Genomic DNA, 15,825 nt, shown 5'->3' on the forward strand with positions numbered 1-15,825 from the left:
GGTCTGCGGGGCCGGAGCCCACCCCGGGACGTCCGGCTCGCCGAGGGGTGGTGGCGGGCCTTGCTGGAGTGTCCGCGCGGGGCTCGGTCGAGCCCCTGGGGTGGGAGGGGAGGAGCTGGAATACGGGGAGGTCCGGTCGCGCATCGGGGACCGGGAGTGTCCTGACCTCCCACGCCCTCCGCGTGCTCGTGCTGTCGGCGATGCGTCCGTGCAGCTTACGACGGACGAAAGGGGCGAAGCACGCGGGCGCAGCCTCGTGTGGCGCCACAATTCGGCGGAAATGCCGTGCATCGCGAGGACGCCGGGCAGGATGGTCCGGACGGATCAGTTCCGGCTGGTCCCAGTGGAGGGGCTGTCATGGCCCGAACGGAGTGCTCCGAGGTGGCCCGGTCCGGCCGGGGTGCGACCGGTGTGACTGCTGCGCCGGATGATGCGCCGGTGGTGCGCCCCGCGCACGCCCCCGGGGCGCCGCGAGCGGGCCGGAAGGCGTCCCGGTCGCGTCACTGATACCCTGGTATCCCGTGGACCGGTGGGATCAAACGCCCCGGACCAGCCGAATCGACGACCCCCCGAGTGCCGTGCACCGCACCGCCTCCCGTCGTTCGGCGAGTCGAGAGCATCCCGCCCACGTCACCTTCGACACGCGACCCACGGGAGCCCCCTCTTGGCACAGCCCCATTCCGGCAAGGCAGCGAACGGCCGCGCCGTGACGACCAAGCACCTCTTCGTCACCGGGGGTGTCGCCTCTTCGCTCGGCAAGGGCCTCACCGCCTCCAGCCTCGGCGCGCTCCTCAAGGCCCGCGGCCTGCGCGTCACCATGCAGAAGCTCGACCCGTACCTCAACGTGGACCCGGGCACCATGAACCCGTTCCAGCACGGTGAGGTCTTCGTCACGGACGACGGCGCCGAGACCGACCTGGACATCGGCCACTACGAGCGGTTCCTGGACACCAACCTGCACGGTTCGGCGAACGTCACCACCGGCCAGGTCTACTCCACCGTCATCGCCAAGGAGCGACGCGGCGAGTACCTGGGCGACACCGTCCAGGTCATCCCCCACATCACCAACGAGATCAAGTCCCGGATCCGCCGGATGGCGACCGAGGACGTCGACGTGGTGATCACCGAGGTCGGCGGGACCGTCGGCGACATCGAGTCGCTGCCGTTCCTGGAGGCCGTCCGCCAGGTCCGCCACGAGGTCGGCCGGGACAACGTGTTCTTCGTGCACGTCTCCCTGCTGCCGTACATCGGCCCCTCGGGCGAGCTGAAGACCAAGCCCACCCAGCACTCCGTCGCCGCGCTGCGCAACATCGGCATCCAGCCCGACGCGATCGTGCTGCGCGCCGACCGCGAGGTCCCGCAGGCCATCAAGCGCAAGATCTCGCTGATGTGCGACGTGGACGAGGAGGCCGTGGTCGCGGCCATCGACGCCAAGTCGATCTACGACATCCCCAAGGTCCTGCACGGCGAGGGCCTGGACGCCTACGTGGTGCGCCGGCTCGACCTGCCGTTCCGCGACGTGGACTGGACGACCTGGGACGACCTGCTGCGCCGCGTCCACGAGCCGCAGCACATCGTCAAGGTCGCCCTGGTCGGCAAGTACATCGACCTGCCGGACGCCTACCTGTCGGTGACCGAGGCGCTGCGCGCCGGCGGCTTCGCCAACAACGCCCGGGTCGAGATCAAGTGGGTGACCTCGGACGACTGCGAGACCCCCGAGGGCGCCCGGGCGCAGCTCGGCGACGTGGACGCGATCTGCATCCCCGGCGGCTTCGGCGACCGCGGCGTCAACGGCAAGGTCGGCGCCATCACCTTCGCCCGCGAGAACCGCGTCCCGCTGCTCGGCCTGTGCCTGGGTCTGCAGTGCGTGGTCATCGAGGCGGCCCGCAACCTGGCCGGCCTGCCCGAGGCCAACTCCACCGAGTTCGACGTCGCCGCCAAGCACCCGGTCGTCTCCACGATGGCCGAGCAGCTGGCCATCGTCGACGGCAAGGGCGACCTGGGCGGCACCATGCGTCTGGGCCTGTACCCGGCCAAGCTCGCCGAGGGCTCGATCGTCCGTGAGGTCTACGGCGGCGAGCAGTACGTCGAGGAGCGCCACCGCCACCGCTACGAGGTCAACAACGCCTACCGCGCGGACCTGGAGAAGACCGGCCTGCAGTTCTCCGGCCTCTCCCCCAAGGGCGACCTGGTCGAGTACGTCGAGTACCCGCGCGAGGTGCACCCGTACCTGGTGGCCACCCAGGCCCACCCGGAGCTGAAGTCCCGCCCGACTCGCCCGCACCCGCTGTTCGCGGGTCTGGTCAAGGCCGCCATCGAGATCAAGACCGCCGCGGCCGAGTAAGTCGTCGGTCGTTCACCGGACGGCGGCCCCGCGATTCCCGCGGGGCCGCCGTCCGGCGTTAGATTGTGTCGTACTGACGAAAAGGGGAGAGCGATGGACGAGCAGCGCGACCAGGGGATCGCCGACGTGGCCGAGGAGTGGGAGGTCCGGGAGAGCCGGACGCCGTTCCAGGGCAAGGTCACCGGCGTGCGCAGCGAAGAGGTCCGGATGCCCGACGGCAGCTGGGCCCGCCGCGACTACCAGACCCACCCCGGCTCGGTCTCCGTGCTCGCCCTGGACGACAAGCAGCGGGTGCTGATCCTGCGGCAGTACCGGCACCCCGTCCGCCAGCGCCTGTGGGAGCTGCCCGCCGGCCTGCTCGACGTGCCGGGCGAGAACCCGTGGCACGCCGCGCAGCGCGAGCTGTACGAGGAGGCGCACTGCAAGGCCGGCACCTGGCGCATCCTCGCCGACTACTACACCTCCCCGGGCGGCACCGACGAGGCGCTGCGGATGTTCCTCGCCACCGACCTCGCGGAGGCCGAGGGCGAGCGCTACGCGGCGGAGGGCGAGGAACAGGAGATCGAGGTCGCCTGGGTGCCGGTGTCCGACCTGATCCGGCTGATCCACGCCGGGCGGCTGCACAACCCGACCCTGGTCACCGGCACGCTCGCCGTGCACGCCGCGCTCACCGGACCGGACGGGCTGGACGGGCTGCGCCCGGCGGACTCGCCCTGGCCGGCCCGGCCCTTCGAGGGGTGAGCGAACGGCCCGTACGCCTCCTGAGCACCCTGCTGTTGATCCGCAAGGGTGATTTACCGGTTCGTACGACCGGATGTCACCTCGGCTGAGCCGGACGGTCGAACTACGCTTCGCAGACAGGGCGCCCGTCCCGGGCCGCCTCCGCTGAGGCCGGATGACGTCGGGAGTGGCACGGGTGGCGAGGAAGACGGCGACGATGGACCCCGGCCCCGACGCGCCCGTCGGGGCCGTTCCGGGCCTCGACCGGCTGCCGGCCGGGCCCGCGCTGTTCGTCGGGCGGCGCACCGAACTGGCCGCGCTGCGGGCGGCCGCCGCGCGCCCGGCCACCGGCCGCAGCCCGGTGCTGGTCCTGGCCGGTCGCCCCGGCTCCGGCCGCACCACGCTGGCGGTCCGCTTCGCCCGCACCGCCGCCGCGGACCACCCCGACGGTGTGCTCTTCGCGCGCCTGTCCGCCCCCGACGGCAGCCGGGTGGCGCCCGCCCGGGCCGCCCGCCTGCTGCTGGAGCAGCTCGATCCCGAGGCCCCCGTGCCGCTGCCCGGCGCCACCGGGGACGGGCGGGACGAGCCCGCCTGCGTCGCGCTGCGCGAGGCGCTCGTGGGCCGCCGGGTCCTGCTGGTGCTGGACGACGTCCGGGACGCCGGGCAGCTGTGGCCGCTGCTCGCCGACGAACCCGGCTGCCTGGTGCTCGCCACCACCGCCGGGCCGCTCACCGGCATCGAGGACATCGACCCGGTGATCCTCGGCGGGCTCGACCGGCAGGCCTCCGGCGAACTGCTCGCCGACCTGGTTGGCGGCACCCGGATCTCCTGCGACCCGGTCGGCGGCGCCGACCTGGCGGAGGCCTGCGCGGCCCGGCCGGCCGCCCTGCGGCTGATGGCCGGGTGGCTGCGCGGCGACCCGAAGGCGGCCGTCACCGAGGCGGCGCGCGAGCTCACCCGGGTGGTGGGCGAGGAGTCGGCACGGTCGGCGGCGCCGAAGGGGGAGGGGGAGAAGGCGGAGAAGCCCGTTCAGGGGCCGAAGACCGCCCAGGCGCCGACGCCCGGGAAGGCTGCGAAGCCGGTACAGGGGGCGGCCCCGGGGAAGGCTGCGAAGCCCGTACAGGGCGCGGCGTCGGGGAAGGTCGCGAAGTCCGTACAGGGGCCGAAGGCTGCCCAGGTGTCGACGCCCGGGAAGGCCGCGACGCCCCCACCGCCGGGGGAGAAGCCGACCGAGGGCCCGCCGCCGGAGCCCGCCGCCGGCGAGACGGCCGGGGAGCAGGCGGCCTGGGTGAAGCCCGGCCCGGAGCCGGCCGAGCCGGTGCCCGTCCCCGACAGCGACCCGCTGATCGGCGCGTTCACCCTGCTGTACGGCACCCTCCCGGCCGCGCAGGCGCGGATGCTGCGCACCCTCACCCTGGCCCCGGCGCAGACCGCCGACCCGCGCACCGCCTCCGCCCTGGTCGGCTGCCCGGCACCGGAGGCGGCCGTGACGCTCGCCGCACTGGCCGAACGGGAGCTGCTCGGCCAGGAGGCGCCGGCCGCCGACGGCAGCCCGCGCTACCGGGTGCCCGGGCGCCTCTACCCGAGGCTGGTCCGGCTGCGCGAGCAGGAGGACCGGCCCGCCGAGACCGAGCTCGCCCGGGCCCGGCTGCTGGAGCGGCTGGTCCGGCTCACCGAGTCGGCCCGCGCCCTGCTGGACCCGGCGGGCAGCGGCCCCGGGCCCGACCCGCTGCCCGCCGCCCTGCGGCTGGGCTCGGCGGAGCACGCCCGGGAGTGGCTGCTCGGCGAGCGGGACCTGCTGCTCGGGGCGGTGGCCGACGCGATCGGCCAGGGCGACCTGGACGGCTCGGCGGGCCGGCTGGTCACCGCGCTGCTGCGGGCGCTGCCGCTGACCGGCGCCGCCGCCCCCGCCGACCTCTACCGGCTGCACGAACTGGTGCTGACCGTCGCCGAGCGGCACGGCAGACCCCGCCGGGCCTCGGCCGCGCTGCTCAACCTGGGCGACCTACAGGCCGCCGCGGGCCGCTGGGAGCAGGCCGTCACGCACTACCGGGCCGCCCTGGAGCACGCCCGCACGGCCGGGGACGAACCGCTCTGCGCCCGGGCCCTGGAGGGCGCGGCCGGCTGCCACCGCGCGCTCGGCGACGCGGTGCGCGCCGCCGACTGGTACGGGCGGGCACTCGGCCTGCGGCAGTCGATGGGGGAGCCCGCCGCCGAGGCCCGGCTGCTCGCCCGGGTGGCCGAGGCGCACGCCGCGCAGCGCCGTTTCGACGAGGCGGACCGCGAGTACCGGGCCGCGCTGGCGGTGCTGCGCAGGCTCGGCGACGAGCGCGGCCGGGAGGCCGTCGGGGCCGCCCTCGCGGACCTGCGGGAACGGGTCGACGCCGGGTGGTGAGGGGTCTTTCGGAGGTATTGTCGAAGATGCCCGGTTAACACACCTTTGGTGGGAAGATCGCAAGGGAAGCCTACGAACCTGCCAATGTGTTCGGCAGATTTATTCACTTTGGAAGGCTGACACGCCGACTGGGCTTCATTACACTCGAACTCAGTCGCGCAGCGATCCCCGCCCCGGGCTGCCCCGGAGGCTTCCCCACGTGCGCGTCGCCCGCCGGTCTTCTCCGGTAGGGACCCCCATGGCAAGAGGACGTGTTTAGCCGTGAAGGTCGGCATCCCCCGCGAGGTCAAGAACCACGAGTACCGCGTGGCCATCACGCCCGCCGGCGTGCATGAGCTGGTCCGCAACGGACACGAGGTCTACATCGAGGACAACGCCGGTGTCGGCTCCTCGATCCCCAACGAGGAGTACGTGGCCGCCGGCGCCACCATCCTCCCCACCGCCGACGAGGTGTGGGCCACCGCCGACCTGCTGCTGAAGGTCAAGGAGCCCATCGCCTCCGAGTACCACCGGCTGCGCAAGGGCCAGACCCTCTTCACGTACCTGCACCTGGCGGCCGACCGCGCCGGCACCGACGCGCTGATCGCCTCGGGCACCACCGCCATCGCGTACGAGACCGTGCAGCTCGGCAACGGCGCGCTGCCGCTGCTCGCCCCGATGTCCGAGGTCGCGGGCCGTCTCGCCCCGCAGGTCGGCTCGTACCACCTGATGCGCCCGGCCGGCGGCCGCGGCGTGCTGCCCGGCGGCGTGCCCGGCACCCACCCGGCCAAGGCCGTCGTCATCGGCGGTGGCGTCTCCGGCTGGCACGCGGCCACCATCGCCATCGGCATGGGCTACGAGGTGACCCTGCTCGACCGCGACATCAACAAGCTGCGCGAGGCCGACCGCATCTTCGGCACGAAGATCAAGGCCATCGTCTCCAACACCTTCGAGCTGGAGAAGGCCGTCATCGAGGCCGACCTGGTCATCGGCGCGGTGCTGATCCCGGGCGCCAAGGCCCCGAAGCTCGTCACCAACGAGCTGGTCTCCCGCATGAAGCCGGGCTCCGTGCTCGTCGACATCGCCATCGACCAGGGCGGCTGCTTCGAGGACTCGCACGCCACCACGCACGCCGAGCCGACCTTCCAGGTCCACAACTCGGTCTTCTACTGCGTGGCCAACATGCCGGGCGCCGTCCCGAACACCTCCACCTACGCGCTGACCAACGCGACGATGCCGTACGTCGTCGAGCTGGCCAACCGCGGTTGGAAGGAGGCGCTGCGCCGTGACCCGGCGCTCGCCAAGGGCCTGAACGTGCACGAGGGCCAGATCACCTTCCCGGCCGTGGCCGAGGCCTTCGGCCTGGAGTCGGTCTCGCTGGAGAGCGTGCTCGCCTGATCCGGTGATCCTGCGATTCGGTGATCCAGAGATCCGCTGATCCGCTGATCCGGCGATCCAGAGATCCTGCGATCCGGTGATCCGGTAGACCGCCCGGCGGTCGTTCGCCCCCGACCCGATCCCCTCGGGCCGGGGGCTTCGCCGTGCCCGTGAACGGGTGGTGGAGCGGACGGGTCGCTCTGTCGTCAATTTCTGTCGGTCGTGTCACCCCACCGCAGAAACGTTAGGGTCAACGGCCTACTCATCCCTTGACATCGGCCCGCCCGATAGTCGACACATCCGGCCCACTACCGTGGATTGTGTTGCTGCGAACGCCTTGAACGGCCTAGAGTCGCAAACCGTCGGCATGCTGCCACGCTGACGAATCGACATAGAGTCCTGGATGCCCAAGGAGGTAAGACGACTTGTGAATGAGTCGACATTTGCTCCCGGGGGTGGTCAGCCAGGACTGGCGGAGCGCACCGCCGGCCAGCCGAGTGAGGAGCCCGGGGCCCGGCAGCCCTCCGTGGGCTCGGCCGAGGTCGGCTCGGTCGCACTCCGCACCTTCGAAGCACGCCAGAACACAGCGCAGGTGACCACGGTGACCGATCACGACGCCGACTTGGCGGCCTACGGCCTGGCCTACGGCGAGTTCGCCTACGGCGCCTACGACGACCCGGACGCCGAGTACGAGCCGGACCCGGAGTACGCCGCCACGCTGGCCCCCGACGCCGCGCGCCAGCGCCGCGAGCGGGTCGGCCCGACCGGCCGCCCGCTGCCGTACTTCCCGATCCCCGCCCCGGTGGCCGAGCACGGTCCCGCGCAGATCATCGCCATGTGCAACCAGAAGGGCGGCGTCGGCAAGACCACGTCGACCATCAACCTGGGCGCCGCGCTGGCCGAGTACGGCCGCCGGGTGCTGCTCGTCGACTTCGACCCGCAGGGCGCGCTCTCGGTCGGCCTCGGCGTCAACCCGATGGAGCTCGACGTCACCGTCTACAACCTGCTCATGGAGCGGGGCCTGACGGCCGATGAAGTGCTGCTCAAGACGGCCGTGCCGGGCATGGACCTGCTGCCGTCCAACATCGACCTCTCCGCCGCCGAGGTGCAGCTGGTCAGCGAGGTGGCCCGGGAGTCCGCGCTGGCCCGCGCGCTGAAGCCGCTGCTGCCCGACTACGACTACGTCATCATCGACTGCCAGCCCTCGCTGGGCCTGCTGACGGTCAATGCGCTGACCGCCGCTCACAGCGTCATCGTCCCGCTGGAGTGCGAGTTCTTCGCGCTGCGCGGCGTCGCGCTGCTGACCGAGACCATCGAGAAGGTGTGCGAGCGGCTCAACCCCGAGCTGCGCCTGGACGGCATCCTCGCGACCATGTACGACTCGCGCACCGTGCACAGCCGCGAGGTGCTGGCGCGCGTCGTCGAGGCGTTCGGCGAGCACGTCTTCCACACCGTCATCGGGCGGACCGTGCGCTTCCCGGAGACCACCGTCGCCGGCGAGCCCATCACCACGTACGCGACCAACTCGGTCGGTGCCGCCGCCTACCGCCAGCTCGCCAGGGAGGTGCTCGACCGGTGCCGCCCCGCCGAGTGAGTCTCCCGGGGGCCGACGAGCTGTTCCGGACCACCGGCGGGATGGCGCTGTCGCCGTCCCTCGCGCCGCGTCCGGCCGCCGAGGCAGCCAGAGCGGAGACCGCGCGGACCGTCCACGGCACGGACGGCGCCGAAGGCGCCGAGGACGCTCAGGACACCCAGCGCACCGGCGAGGCCGGGCGGCAGCCGTCCCAGGACCAGCAGCCGGCCGCCGGCGCACCGGCGGGCGCCCAGCCGCCGGCCCAGCGCTCCGCCTCGTCCGCCGGGCCCCAGGGCACCGTGCCGGCCGGCCGCCAGCACCCCGGTGCCGCCGAGGAGCAGGCCGGCGGCACCGGGCGCGCCCGGCCGCGCGGCCGGGCGCCGCGCCGCCCCAGCGGGCGCGAGCGGCACGACGAGAAGATCACCGTGTACGTGTCCGCCGAGGAGCTCATGGACCTGGAGCACGCCCGGCTGGTGCTGCGCGGTGAGCACGGCCTGGCCGTGGACCGCGGGCGGATCGTCCGGGAGGCCATCGCGGTCGTCCTGGCGGACCTGGAGCAGCGCGGCGAGGCCTCCATCCTGGTCCGGCGGTTGCGCGGCCGCTAGGCCCCTTCCTGGACGTCAGTGGTGCCTCTGGTGCTGCTGGTGCGGTGCCTCCGGTGCGGCGGTCCCGGTGTGGCATTCCTGGTGTGGCGTGTCGACGTCCTGTGGTGACGTCCTGCGGTGGCGTCGATGTCGATGCCGAGGGCCGACGTCGGGAGGCGTCGACGGCGTGACGACGGCATGACGGCGGCGTGTCGACGGCGTGTCGACGGCCCCGGGGGCGGGGCGGGCGGCCGGGCCGGGTGAAGATGGACCGTCATGCCGAGCACCGCCGAACCACCCATCACCGCCGTGAACGCGACCGAGGAACAGTCGCGGGGCGGCTTCCGGGTGCGGCTGGACAACTTCGAAGGCCCCTTCGACCTGCTGCTCAGTCTGATCGCCAAGCACAAACTCGACGTCACCGAAGTGGCGCTGGCCACCGTCACCGACGAGTTCATGGCACACATCCGGGCGATGGGCCCGGACTGGGACCTGGACGCGGCGACCGAGTTCCTGGTCGTCGCCGCGACCCTGCTCGACCTCAAGGCCGCCCGGCTGCTGCCCGTCGCCGACGTCGAGGACGAGGAGGACCTGGCGCTGCTGGAGGCCCGCGACCTGCTGTTCGCCCGGTTGCTGCAGTACCGGGCGTACAAGCGGGCGGCGGCCCTCTTCGGCGAGCGCTGGGCCGCCGAGCTGGCCCGACGCCCGCGCACCGTCGGGCTGGAGCCCCGGCATGCCGGGCTGCTGCCCGAGGTGGTCATCACCATCGGCCCGGAGCGGCTCGCGCAGCTGGCGGCCAGGGCCATGGAACCCAAGCCGAAGCCCGTCGTGTACGTCGACCACATTCACAGCCCGCCCGTCAGCGTGCGCGAGCAGGCCGGGCTGGTGGTCGGGCTGCTCACCGAGCTCGGCGAGGCGTCGTTCCAGCGGTTGGTCGAGGACGCGCCGGACGAGCTGGTGGTCGTCGCCCGTTTCCTGGCGCTGCTGGAGCTGTACCGGGAGCGGGTGCTGGCCTTCGAGCAGCCGGAGGCGCTGGGCGAACTGCTGGTGCGCTGGGTGGCGGAGGCGGACCGGGGCGCGGTCGAGGTGACGGACGAGTTCGACCGGCCGGTGGGTGAGCGGGAGCGGGAGGAGAGTCGATGAGTGGTGGGAGCGGGAGCGGGAGCGGGCGCCCGAGCGGGAGCGGGGTCGGCGGGCGGCCGGTGCGGCGCCCGCTCGGGCTGCCGGGGCGGCCGCGGGCCGGGGAGTGGCTGGAGCCGGCCTTCGAGCTGCTGCCGGAGCCGGTGGCGGGGCCCGTGACGGATCCGGTGGCGGCGGGGTCGGTGGTGGAGCCGGTAGCGGCGTCCGTGGGTGCGTCGGCGGAGGGCGAGGCCCGGGTCGTGCACCAGAAGTCGGCCCCGTCGACCTCCGGCGTCACTGATGTGGTCGGCGTCGCTGATCCGGCCGGGGGCGAGGAGACGCCCGGGGCCGGGTTGAAGGCCGAGCTGGAGGCGATCCTGATGGTCGTCGACGAGCCTGCCGGGGAGGAGAGGCTGGCCGGCGTGCTGGAACGGCCCCGGGCGCAGGTGGCCGCTGCGCTGCGCGAACTGGCCGCCGAATACACCGCCCAGGGCCGCGGATTCGACCTGCGGCTGGTCGCCGGCGGGTGGCGGTTCTACAGCCGGGACACCTGCGCTCCGGCCGTCGACCGCTTCCTGCTGGACGGCCAGCAGGCCCGGCTCACGCAGGCCGCATTGGAGACCCTGGCGGTCGTCGCCTACCGGCAGCCGGTGTCCAGATCGAGGGTTTCCGCCGTCCGCGGTGTGAACTGTGACGGCGTGATGCGTACCCTGGTACAGCGAGGACTGGTGGAAGAGGCCGGATCCGAGCCCGAAACAGGTGCGATCCTGTATCGGACGACGAACTACTTCCTGGAACGGATGGGGCTCCGCGGCCTGGACGAGCTGCCGGAGCTCGCTCCCTTCCTGCCCGAGGTCGACGACGTGGAAGCGGAGTCCCTGGAGGGCACGATGATCGCGGAGGCGGTCGCCGCCGCTGCCGTGCAGGCCGTGGGCGGCAGTGGCGAGGCCGGTCGGGCTGCGCCTGATCGGTAGGGGGCGGTGAGGTCGGCCGAAACGACCGCACATCCCAGACGGTAACGACGTACGGACACTTTGATGCGTAGCAGTGGCAACGGCAGGAACGGCAGCGGCGGCGGCAGCGGTCGCAGCGGACAGGGCGGGGGCCGGGGCGGCGGCTCCTACGGCGGCAGCGGCAGCGGCCGCAGCGGCTCGGGCTCGGGCTCCGGCTCGCGCGGGGGTTCGTACGGCGGTGGATCCGGCTCGGGCTCCGGCTCGCGGGGCGGCTCGTACGGCGGTGGATCCGGTTCGGGCTCCGGCTCGCGCGGCGGCTCGTACGGCGGCGGCAGCGGTGCCGGTTCGCGCGGCGGCTCGTACGGCGGTGGATCCGGCTCGGGCTCCGGTTCGCGCGGCGGCTCCGGCTCGTACGGGCGGGACAGCCGCCGGGACGACCGGCGCGACGACAACCGGTACCCGGACCGCCCGCTGCGGCCCGAGGAGCGGCGCTACGACCGCCCCGAGTTCGGCGGTGGCCCCAACGCCACCCCCGCCCGCGGCGGCTACTCCGGCCGGCGCCCCAGCCCGGCCCCGCGCCCGCGCCGTGAGGGCCAGGGCGCCCCGGGCGACCCGCGCCGCCAGCCGCAGCGCTCGCGCGAGCTGCAGGCCAAGATCGAGGACGCCGTCCTCGCCCGGCACGACAAGCCGGCCGTCAAGCTGCCCAAGACCTTCGGCGAGCCCGAGGGCGAGCGCCTGCAGAAGGTGCTGGCCCGGGCGGGCATCGGCAGCCGCCGCGCCTGCGAGGAGCTGATCGAGCAGGGCCGGGTCCAGGTCAACGGCAAGCTCGTCACCGAGCAGGGCAAGCGGGTCGACCCGCAGAACGACGAGATCAAGGTGGACGGCCTGACCGTCGCCACCCAGTCGTACCTGTTCTTCGCGCTCAACAAGCCGGCCGGCGTGGTCTCCACCATGGAGGACCCGGACGGGCGCCAGTGCCTCGGCGACTACGTGACCAACCGGGAGACCCGGCTGTTCCACGTCGGCCGTCTGGACACCGAGACCGAGGGCATCATCCTGCTCACCAACCACGGCGAGCTGGCCCACCGTCTCACCCACCCCCGGTACGGCGTGACCAAGACCTACCTGGCCGCCATCCAGGGCCCGATCCCGCGCGACCTGGGCAAGCAGCTGGCGCAGGGCATCGAGCTGGAGGACGGCTTCGCGCGCGCCGACAGCTTCAAGGTGATCTCCAACGTCGGCAAGAACTACCTGGTCGAGGTGACCCTGCACGAGGGTCGCAAGCACATCGTCCGCCGGATGCTGGCCGAGGCCGGCTTCCCGGTCGAGAAGCTGGTGCGCACGCACTTCGGCCCGATCGCGCTGGGCGACCAGAAGTCGGGCTGGCTGCGCCGTCTGACCAACCCCGAGGTCGGTCAGCTGATGCGCGAGGTCGGTCTGTAGACCGGTCGGTATATTTCTATAGACCGGTCGGTATATTCCGGTTGGGCTATGTAGACCGGTCGGCATATTCCCCCAGGAGTCTGTAGACCGGTCGGTATATTCGGGCTTCCGCTGAGGGCCTCCCCGTCGAAAGGCGGGGAGGCCCTCGGTCGTTCGGTGGGGGTGGGTGGGGTGCGAGGCGGGGCGCAACCCCTGGTCACGGCCTTGTCAGCGCCATGATCCGTGGCAGAGGATTGCCACCGGACCACCATCCGCCCAGTGGCGGGACTGCGCCAGGGCCGGCGCCGGTGGGGGGCGAACGGGGGAGACGGCGTCGTGTCGGATGCACCACTCAGCGCACTGGGACTGGCCGAGCCGGACGGACAGGTCTACGCGGCGCTGGTGGCCAATCCGCAGTCCACCGCGGAGGAACTGGCCGAGGGATGCGGCCTGACGCTCCAGCAGAGCGTGCGCGCCCTGGACCGCCTGGCGCAGCAGGGCATGGCGACCCGGGCGCCGGTGGACCGGCAGCGCTACCTGCCGGTCGCCCCCGACGTCGCGATCGGCACCCTGATCGGCCACCGCGAGTCCGAACTGCGGCACGCCCGGGCCGAGATGCACCGTCTGATGGACGCCTTCCGGGAGGCCTCGCGGTACACCGATCCGGCGCACTCGGTGGAGGTGCTGACCGGTGGCGAGGCGATCGCGCAGCGGCTGGAGCACATCACCGAGACCAGCCAGTACCAGGTCCGCGGCTTCGACCGCCCGCCGTACATCCAGGATCCGGTGACCCCGATCCCGTTGCAGCGGCGGCGGTTGCGGGAGGGCCTGCGGCTGCGGACCGTCTACGACCGGGACGCGGTGGCCTGGCCGGGCCGGCTGGAGCGGAACATCCTGGCCGGGGTCGCGGACGGCGAGGAGGCCCGGGTCCGGCCGTCGCTGCCGATGAAGATGATCATTTCGGACGACCGGATGGCGATCATCCCGATCAGCGTGGGCGACAGCGTCCTCGACGCTGCGTACGTCATCCACCCCTCCGCGCTGCTCCAGGCGCTGGACACGCTGTTCGAGGCGGAGTGGGAGCGCGCCGTCCAGTTGCAGGCCGCGATCGGCACCGGGGACGCGACGCTGGAGCCGGAGGCCGACCACCGCAAGCTGCTGGGCCTGCTGGCGGCCGGCCTCACCGACGAGTCGATCGCCCGGTCGCTCGGCTGGAGCGCCCGCACCACCCAGCGCCGGTTGCAGAGCCTGATGCGCTCGCTGGGCGCCACCACCCGCTTCCAGGCCGGTATGGCGGCCCGGGAGCGGGGTTGGTTGTGACGGGAGTTGGCTGTGCACTGGGCCGGGCGGACGTCGGGGGTCGGGCGTCAGCTCCAGGGGGTGAGGGCGGCCCAGCGGCCGTCCGGGCCGCGCTCGACCTTCAGCAGGCCCTTGACGGCGGAGCGGTTGAGCCGTCCGTAGACGTGCGGGAACAGCAGGCCGGGGGTGGCCCCGGGCGGCGGTGCGCCGTGCGGGGCCTCCCACTTGACCATCGGTTCCACCTGTGACTCCTCGATCAGCAGTGCCATCAGCGGGTCGGGAGTGTCGGCGAAGAAGGCGTTGGCCACCGCGAGCGCCGTCTGTTCGTCCGCCGAGCAGTGGATGAACCCGTCGGTGAGCAACGACGCGGTGGTGTACGGCCGACCGGGGTCGGACAGCCAGTCGTCCAGGGGTGCGAGGTGGAGGATCATGTTCCTGTTCTACCCGGTTTGGTCCTGAGCGGTCGTCACGAGCGGACCGGTGTTCAGACGGCGGCGGAGGCCGGGCTCCTCAGAGCCCGGCGACCTTGGCGGTGGCGGAGACCTCGTAGACCAGCGTGACCGTCCGGCGGGCGCCGGGCCCGAGCGGGACGTCCCAGCGGAGGATGCCCTCGGCGTCGAAGGCGTCCGGCGACGGGGAGCACTCCTCCTTGCGCAGCCGCACCTCCACCGCCGACACCTCGGAGACCGGCACCCGCTCGCGGACCGCGACGACCTGTTCGTCCCGCTCCTCCGGGCCGGAGAAGCGGGAGAGGTGCAGCCGCACCGTCCGGGTGGTCGTCTGGCGGCCGGTGAGCCCGGCGGTGGCCTGGCGTTCCTCGGCCTCGCGGACCACCCGGTAGCCGTCCGAACTGCCGAACGCCAGCTCGGCGTCGGCCCCGGCGGCGGTGAAGCCCAGCTCGCCCCGGCCGGTGAAGCCGCTGCCGCGGACCAGTTCGACCGGACCCGCCAGCAGCGGGTGCCCGGCCGTGTTGCGGAAGCGGACCACCTGGGTCACCAGCGGGGACAGCTCCGGCGCGCACGCGTACTCGCTGCTCGCCTGCCCGGTGAAGGCGCCGAGCGGCACCCGGTGCGCCCGGCCGTCGGAGGGCACGGTGGCCGGAGCGGGCGCGGGCAGCACCCGGACCTCCCCGCCGTCGTCCACCCCCGGTACCCCGGCGGCCGGGCCGAGCGCGCTGATCGCCTCCTCGCGCAGCTCCACCTCGACCGTGCGGCGCTCCTCCGCGGTGCGCTCGCGCAGCATCAGGACGTCCTCGGCGACGGCGGGCGGGTCGGTGGCGAGGGCCGAGCGGGCGGTGGAGAAGGTGAGCCGGACGCCGGTCCAGTCCTCGCCGGTGCGCTGCCAGACCACCGCCTCCGACTCCAGCCGCAGGCTCCCGCCGTCCAGGGTGGCCCGGTACGAGGGGCGCCAGAGGGCGCACGGCACCAGGTGGGTGACGGCCAGCCCGCTCGGGCCGGGCCGCGCCGCCTCGACGGTGAGCTCCAGGTGGGCGACCAGTTCGGCCGGTTCCTCCTCGGCCTGGTCGAGGGCGAGCAGGGCCTGCGAGCGCTCCTGGTCCAGGCGGCGCAGCCGGGAATGGGTGGTCCGCAGCTCCTCGCCGTGGCGCTCGCGTTCGGCGTCCACCCGGTCCAGTTCGCGGGCCCAGCGGGTGCGTTCGAGCTCGCCGATCCCGGCGCCCTCGCCGATCTCGCGCAGCAGGTCGGCGGAGAGCTGGGCGAGCAGCGCCAGCCGGGCTTCCAGGCGGGCGCGGGTCTGGTCGGCGAGGCGGCTCGCGGTCTCCAGCTCGTGCAGCCGGTGGCGCAGCCGGGAGTCCTCCGGGCCGGGCGGCAGCGGGGCGCGTGGGATCCAGTCGCGGACGATCCGGGCGTCCAGCACGCGGGTGCCGGGGGCGGTGGTCTCGGCGCGCAGGGTGCGGTCGACGGCGAGCGCGGTGAGCGGGCCCAGTCGCAGCCGCTGGACGCCTGCGGTGAGGTCGACGGTGGTGGTGCGTTCGACCTGGCTGCGGTCCTCCAGGCAGGTGACGGCGGTGACGGGGAGGGGGATGGTCGTTCCGGTCATCG

12 protein-coding genes are annotated in these 15,825 nt (G+C 73.4%); 10 read left to right on the forward strand and 2 right to left on the reverse strand.

Going from position 1 to position 15,825, the window contains the following annotated elements; genetic code table 11:
• Window positions 1-664: 664 nt before the first annotated feature.
• The 10 genes from AB0O19_RS30350 (at window position 665) to AB0O19_RS30395 (ending at window position 13,786) form a co-directional block, all read left to right on the forward strand.
• Window positions 665-2,344: a CTP synthase gene (locus tag AB0O19_RS30350; protein WP_363624112.1), complete on the forward strand. Its 1,680-nt coding sequence runs from the start codon at window positions 665-667 to the stop codon at window positions 2,342-2,344.
• Window positions 2,345-2,437: 93 nt separating this feature from the next.
• Window positions 2,438-3,085, forward strand: a complete 648-nt coding sequence (locus AB0O19_RS30355; protein ID WP_363586994.1) for an NUDIX hydrolase — start codon at window positions 2,438-2,440, stop codon at window positions 3,083-3,085.
• Between the two features lie 175 nt (window positions 3,086-3,260).
• A complete protein-coding gene (locus AB0O19_RS30360; RefSeq protein ID WP_363624114.1) occupies window positions 3,261-5,459 on the forward strand; it encodes an AAA family ATPase in 2,199 nt (732 codons plus the stop codon).
• Window positions 5,460-5,720: 261 nt separating this feature from the next.
• Complete coding sequence (gene ald, locus AB0O19_RS30365; RefSeq protein WP_363624116.1) at window positions 5,721-6,836, forward strand: alanine dehydrogenase; 1,116 nt, start codon at window positions 5,721-5,723, stop codon at window positions 6,834-6,836.
• A 406-nt stretch (window positions 6,837-7,242) separates the two neighbouring features.
• Entirely contained in the window at window positions 7,243-8,409 is a 1,167-nt protein-coding gene (locus tag AB0O19_RS30370; protein ID WP_350883705.1) for a ParA family protein, read from the forward strand.
• Window positions 8,406-8,993, forward strand: coding sequence for a hypothetical protein (locus tag AB0O19_RS30375; RefSeq protein ID WP_363586997.1), 588 nt, complete (start codon window positions 8,406-8,408; stop codon window positions 8,991-8,993). Before AB0O19_RS30370 ends, AB0O19_RS30375 begins: the two co-directional genes overlap by 4 nt.
• A 255-nt stretch (window positions 8,994-9,248) precedes the next feature.
• Window positions 9,249-10,115, forward strand: coding sequence for a segregation/condensation protein A (locus tag AB0O19_RS30380; RefSeq protein WP_363624118.1), 867 nt, complete (start codon window positions 9,249-9,251; stop codon window positions 10,113-10,115).
• Between the two features lie 329 nt (window positions 10,116-10,444).
• Window positions 10,445-11,065 (forward strand): SMC-Scp complex subunit ScpB, encoded by a 621-nt coding sequence (gene scpB, locus AB0O19_RS30385; protein WP_363587030.1) that lies wholly within the window; start codon window positions 10,445-10,447, stop codon window positions 11,063-11,065.
• Window positions 11,066-11,128: 63 nt separating this feature from the next.
• Window positions 11,129-12,487 carry a pseudouridine synthase gene (locus tag AB0O19_RS30390; protein WP_363624120.1) on the forward strand — a complete coding sequence of 453 codons (1,359 nt, stop codon included), beginning with the start codon at window positions 11,129-11,131 and terminating at the stop codon, window positions 12,485-12,487.
• A gap of 315 nt (window positions 12,488-12,802) precedes the next feature.
• A complete protein-coding gene (locus AB0O19_RS30395) occupies window positions 12,803-13,786 on the forward strand; it encodes a helix-turn-helix domain-containing protein (RefSeq protein WP_159398525.1) in 984 nt (327 codons plus the stop codon).
• Window positions 13,787-13,833: 47 nt separating this feature from the next.
• Here the strand turns inward: AB0O19_RS30395 and AB0O19_RS30400 are convergent, their stop codons facing one another.
• Together AB0O19_RS30400 and AB0O19_RS30405 are read right to left on the reverse strand one after the other, a co-directional pair.
• Window positions 13,834-14,196: a DUF952 domain-containing protein gene (locus AB0O19_RS30400; RefSeq protein WP_350883713.1), complete on the reverse strand. Its 363-nt coding sequence runs from the start codon at window positions 14,194-14,196 to the stop codon at window positions 13,834-13,836.
• A 79-nt stretch (window positions 14,197-14,275) separates the two neighbouring features.
• A complete protein-coding gene (locus tag AB0O19_RS30405; RefSeq protein WP_363624122.1) occupies window positions 14,276-15,823 on the reverse strand; it encodes a mucoidy inhibitor MuiA family protein in 1,548 nt (515 codons plus the stop codon).
• Between the last annotated feature and the right edge of the window lie 2 nt (window positions 15,824-15,825).

This window comes from Kitasatospora sp. NPDC091276, from assembly GCF_040684355.1.
Lineage (GTDB): Bacteria > Actinomycetota > Actinomycetes > Streptomycetales > Streptomycetaceae > Kitasatospora.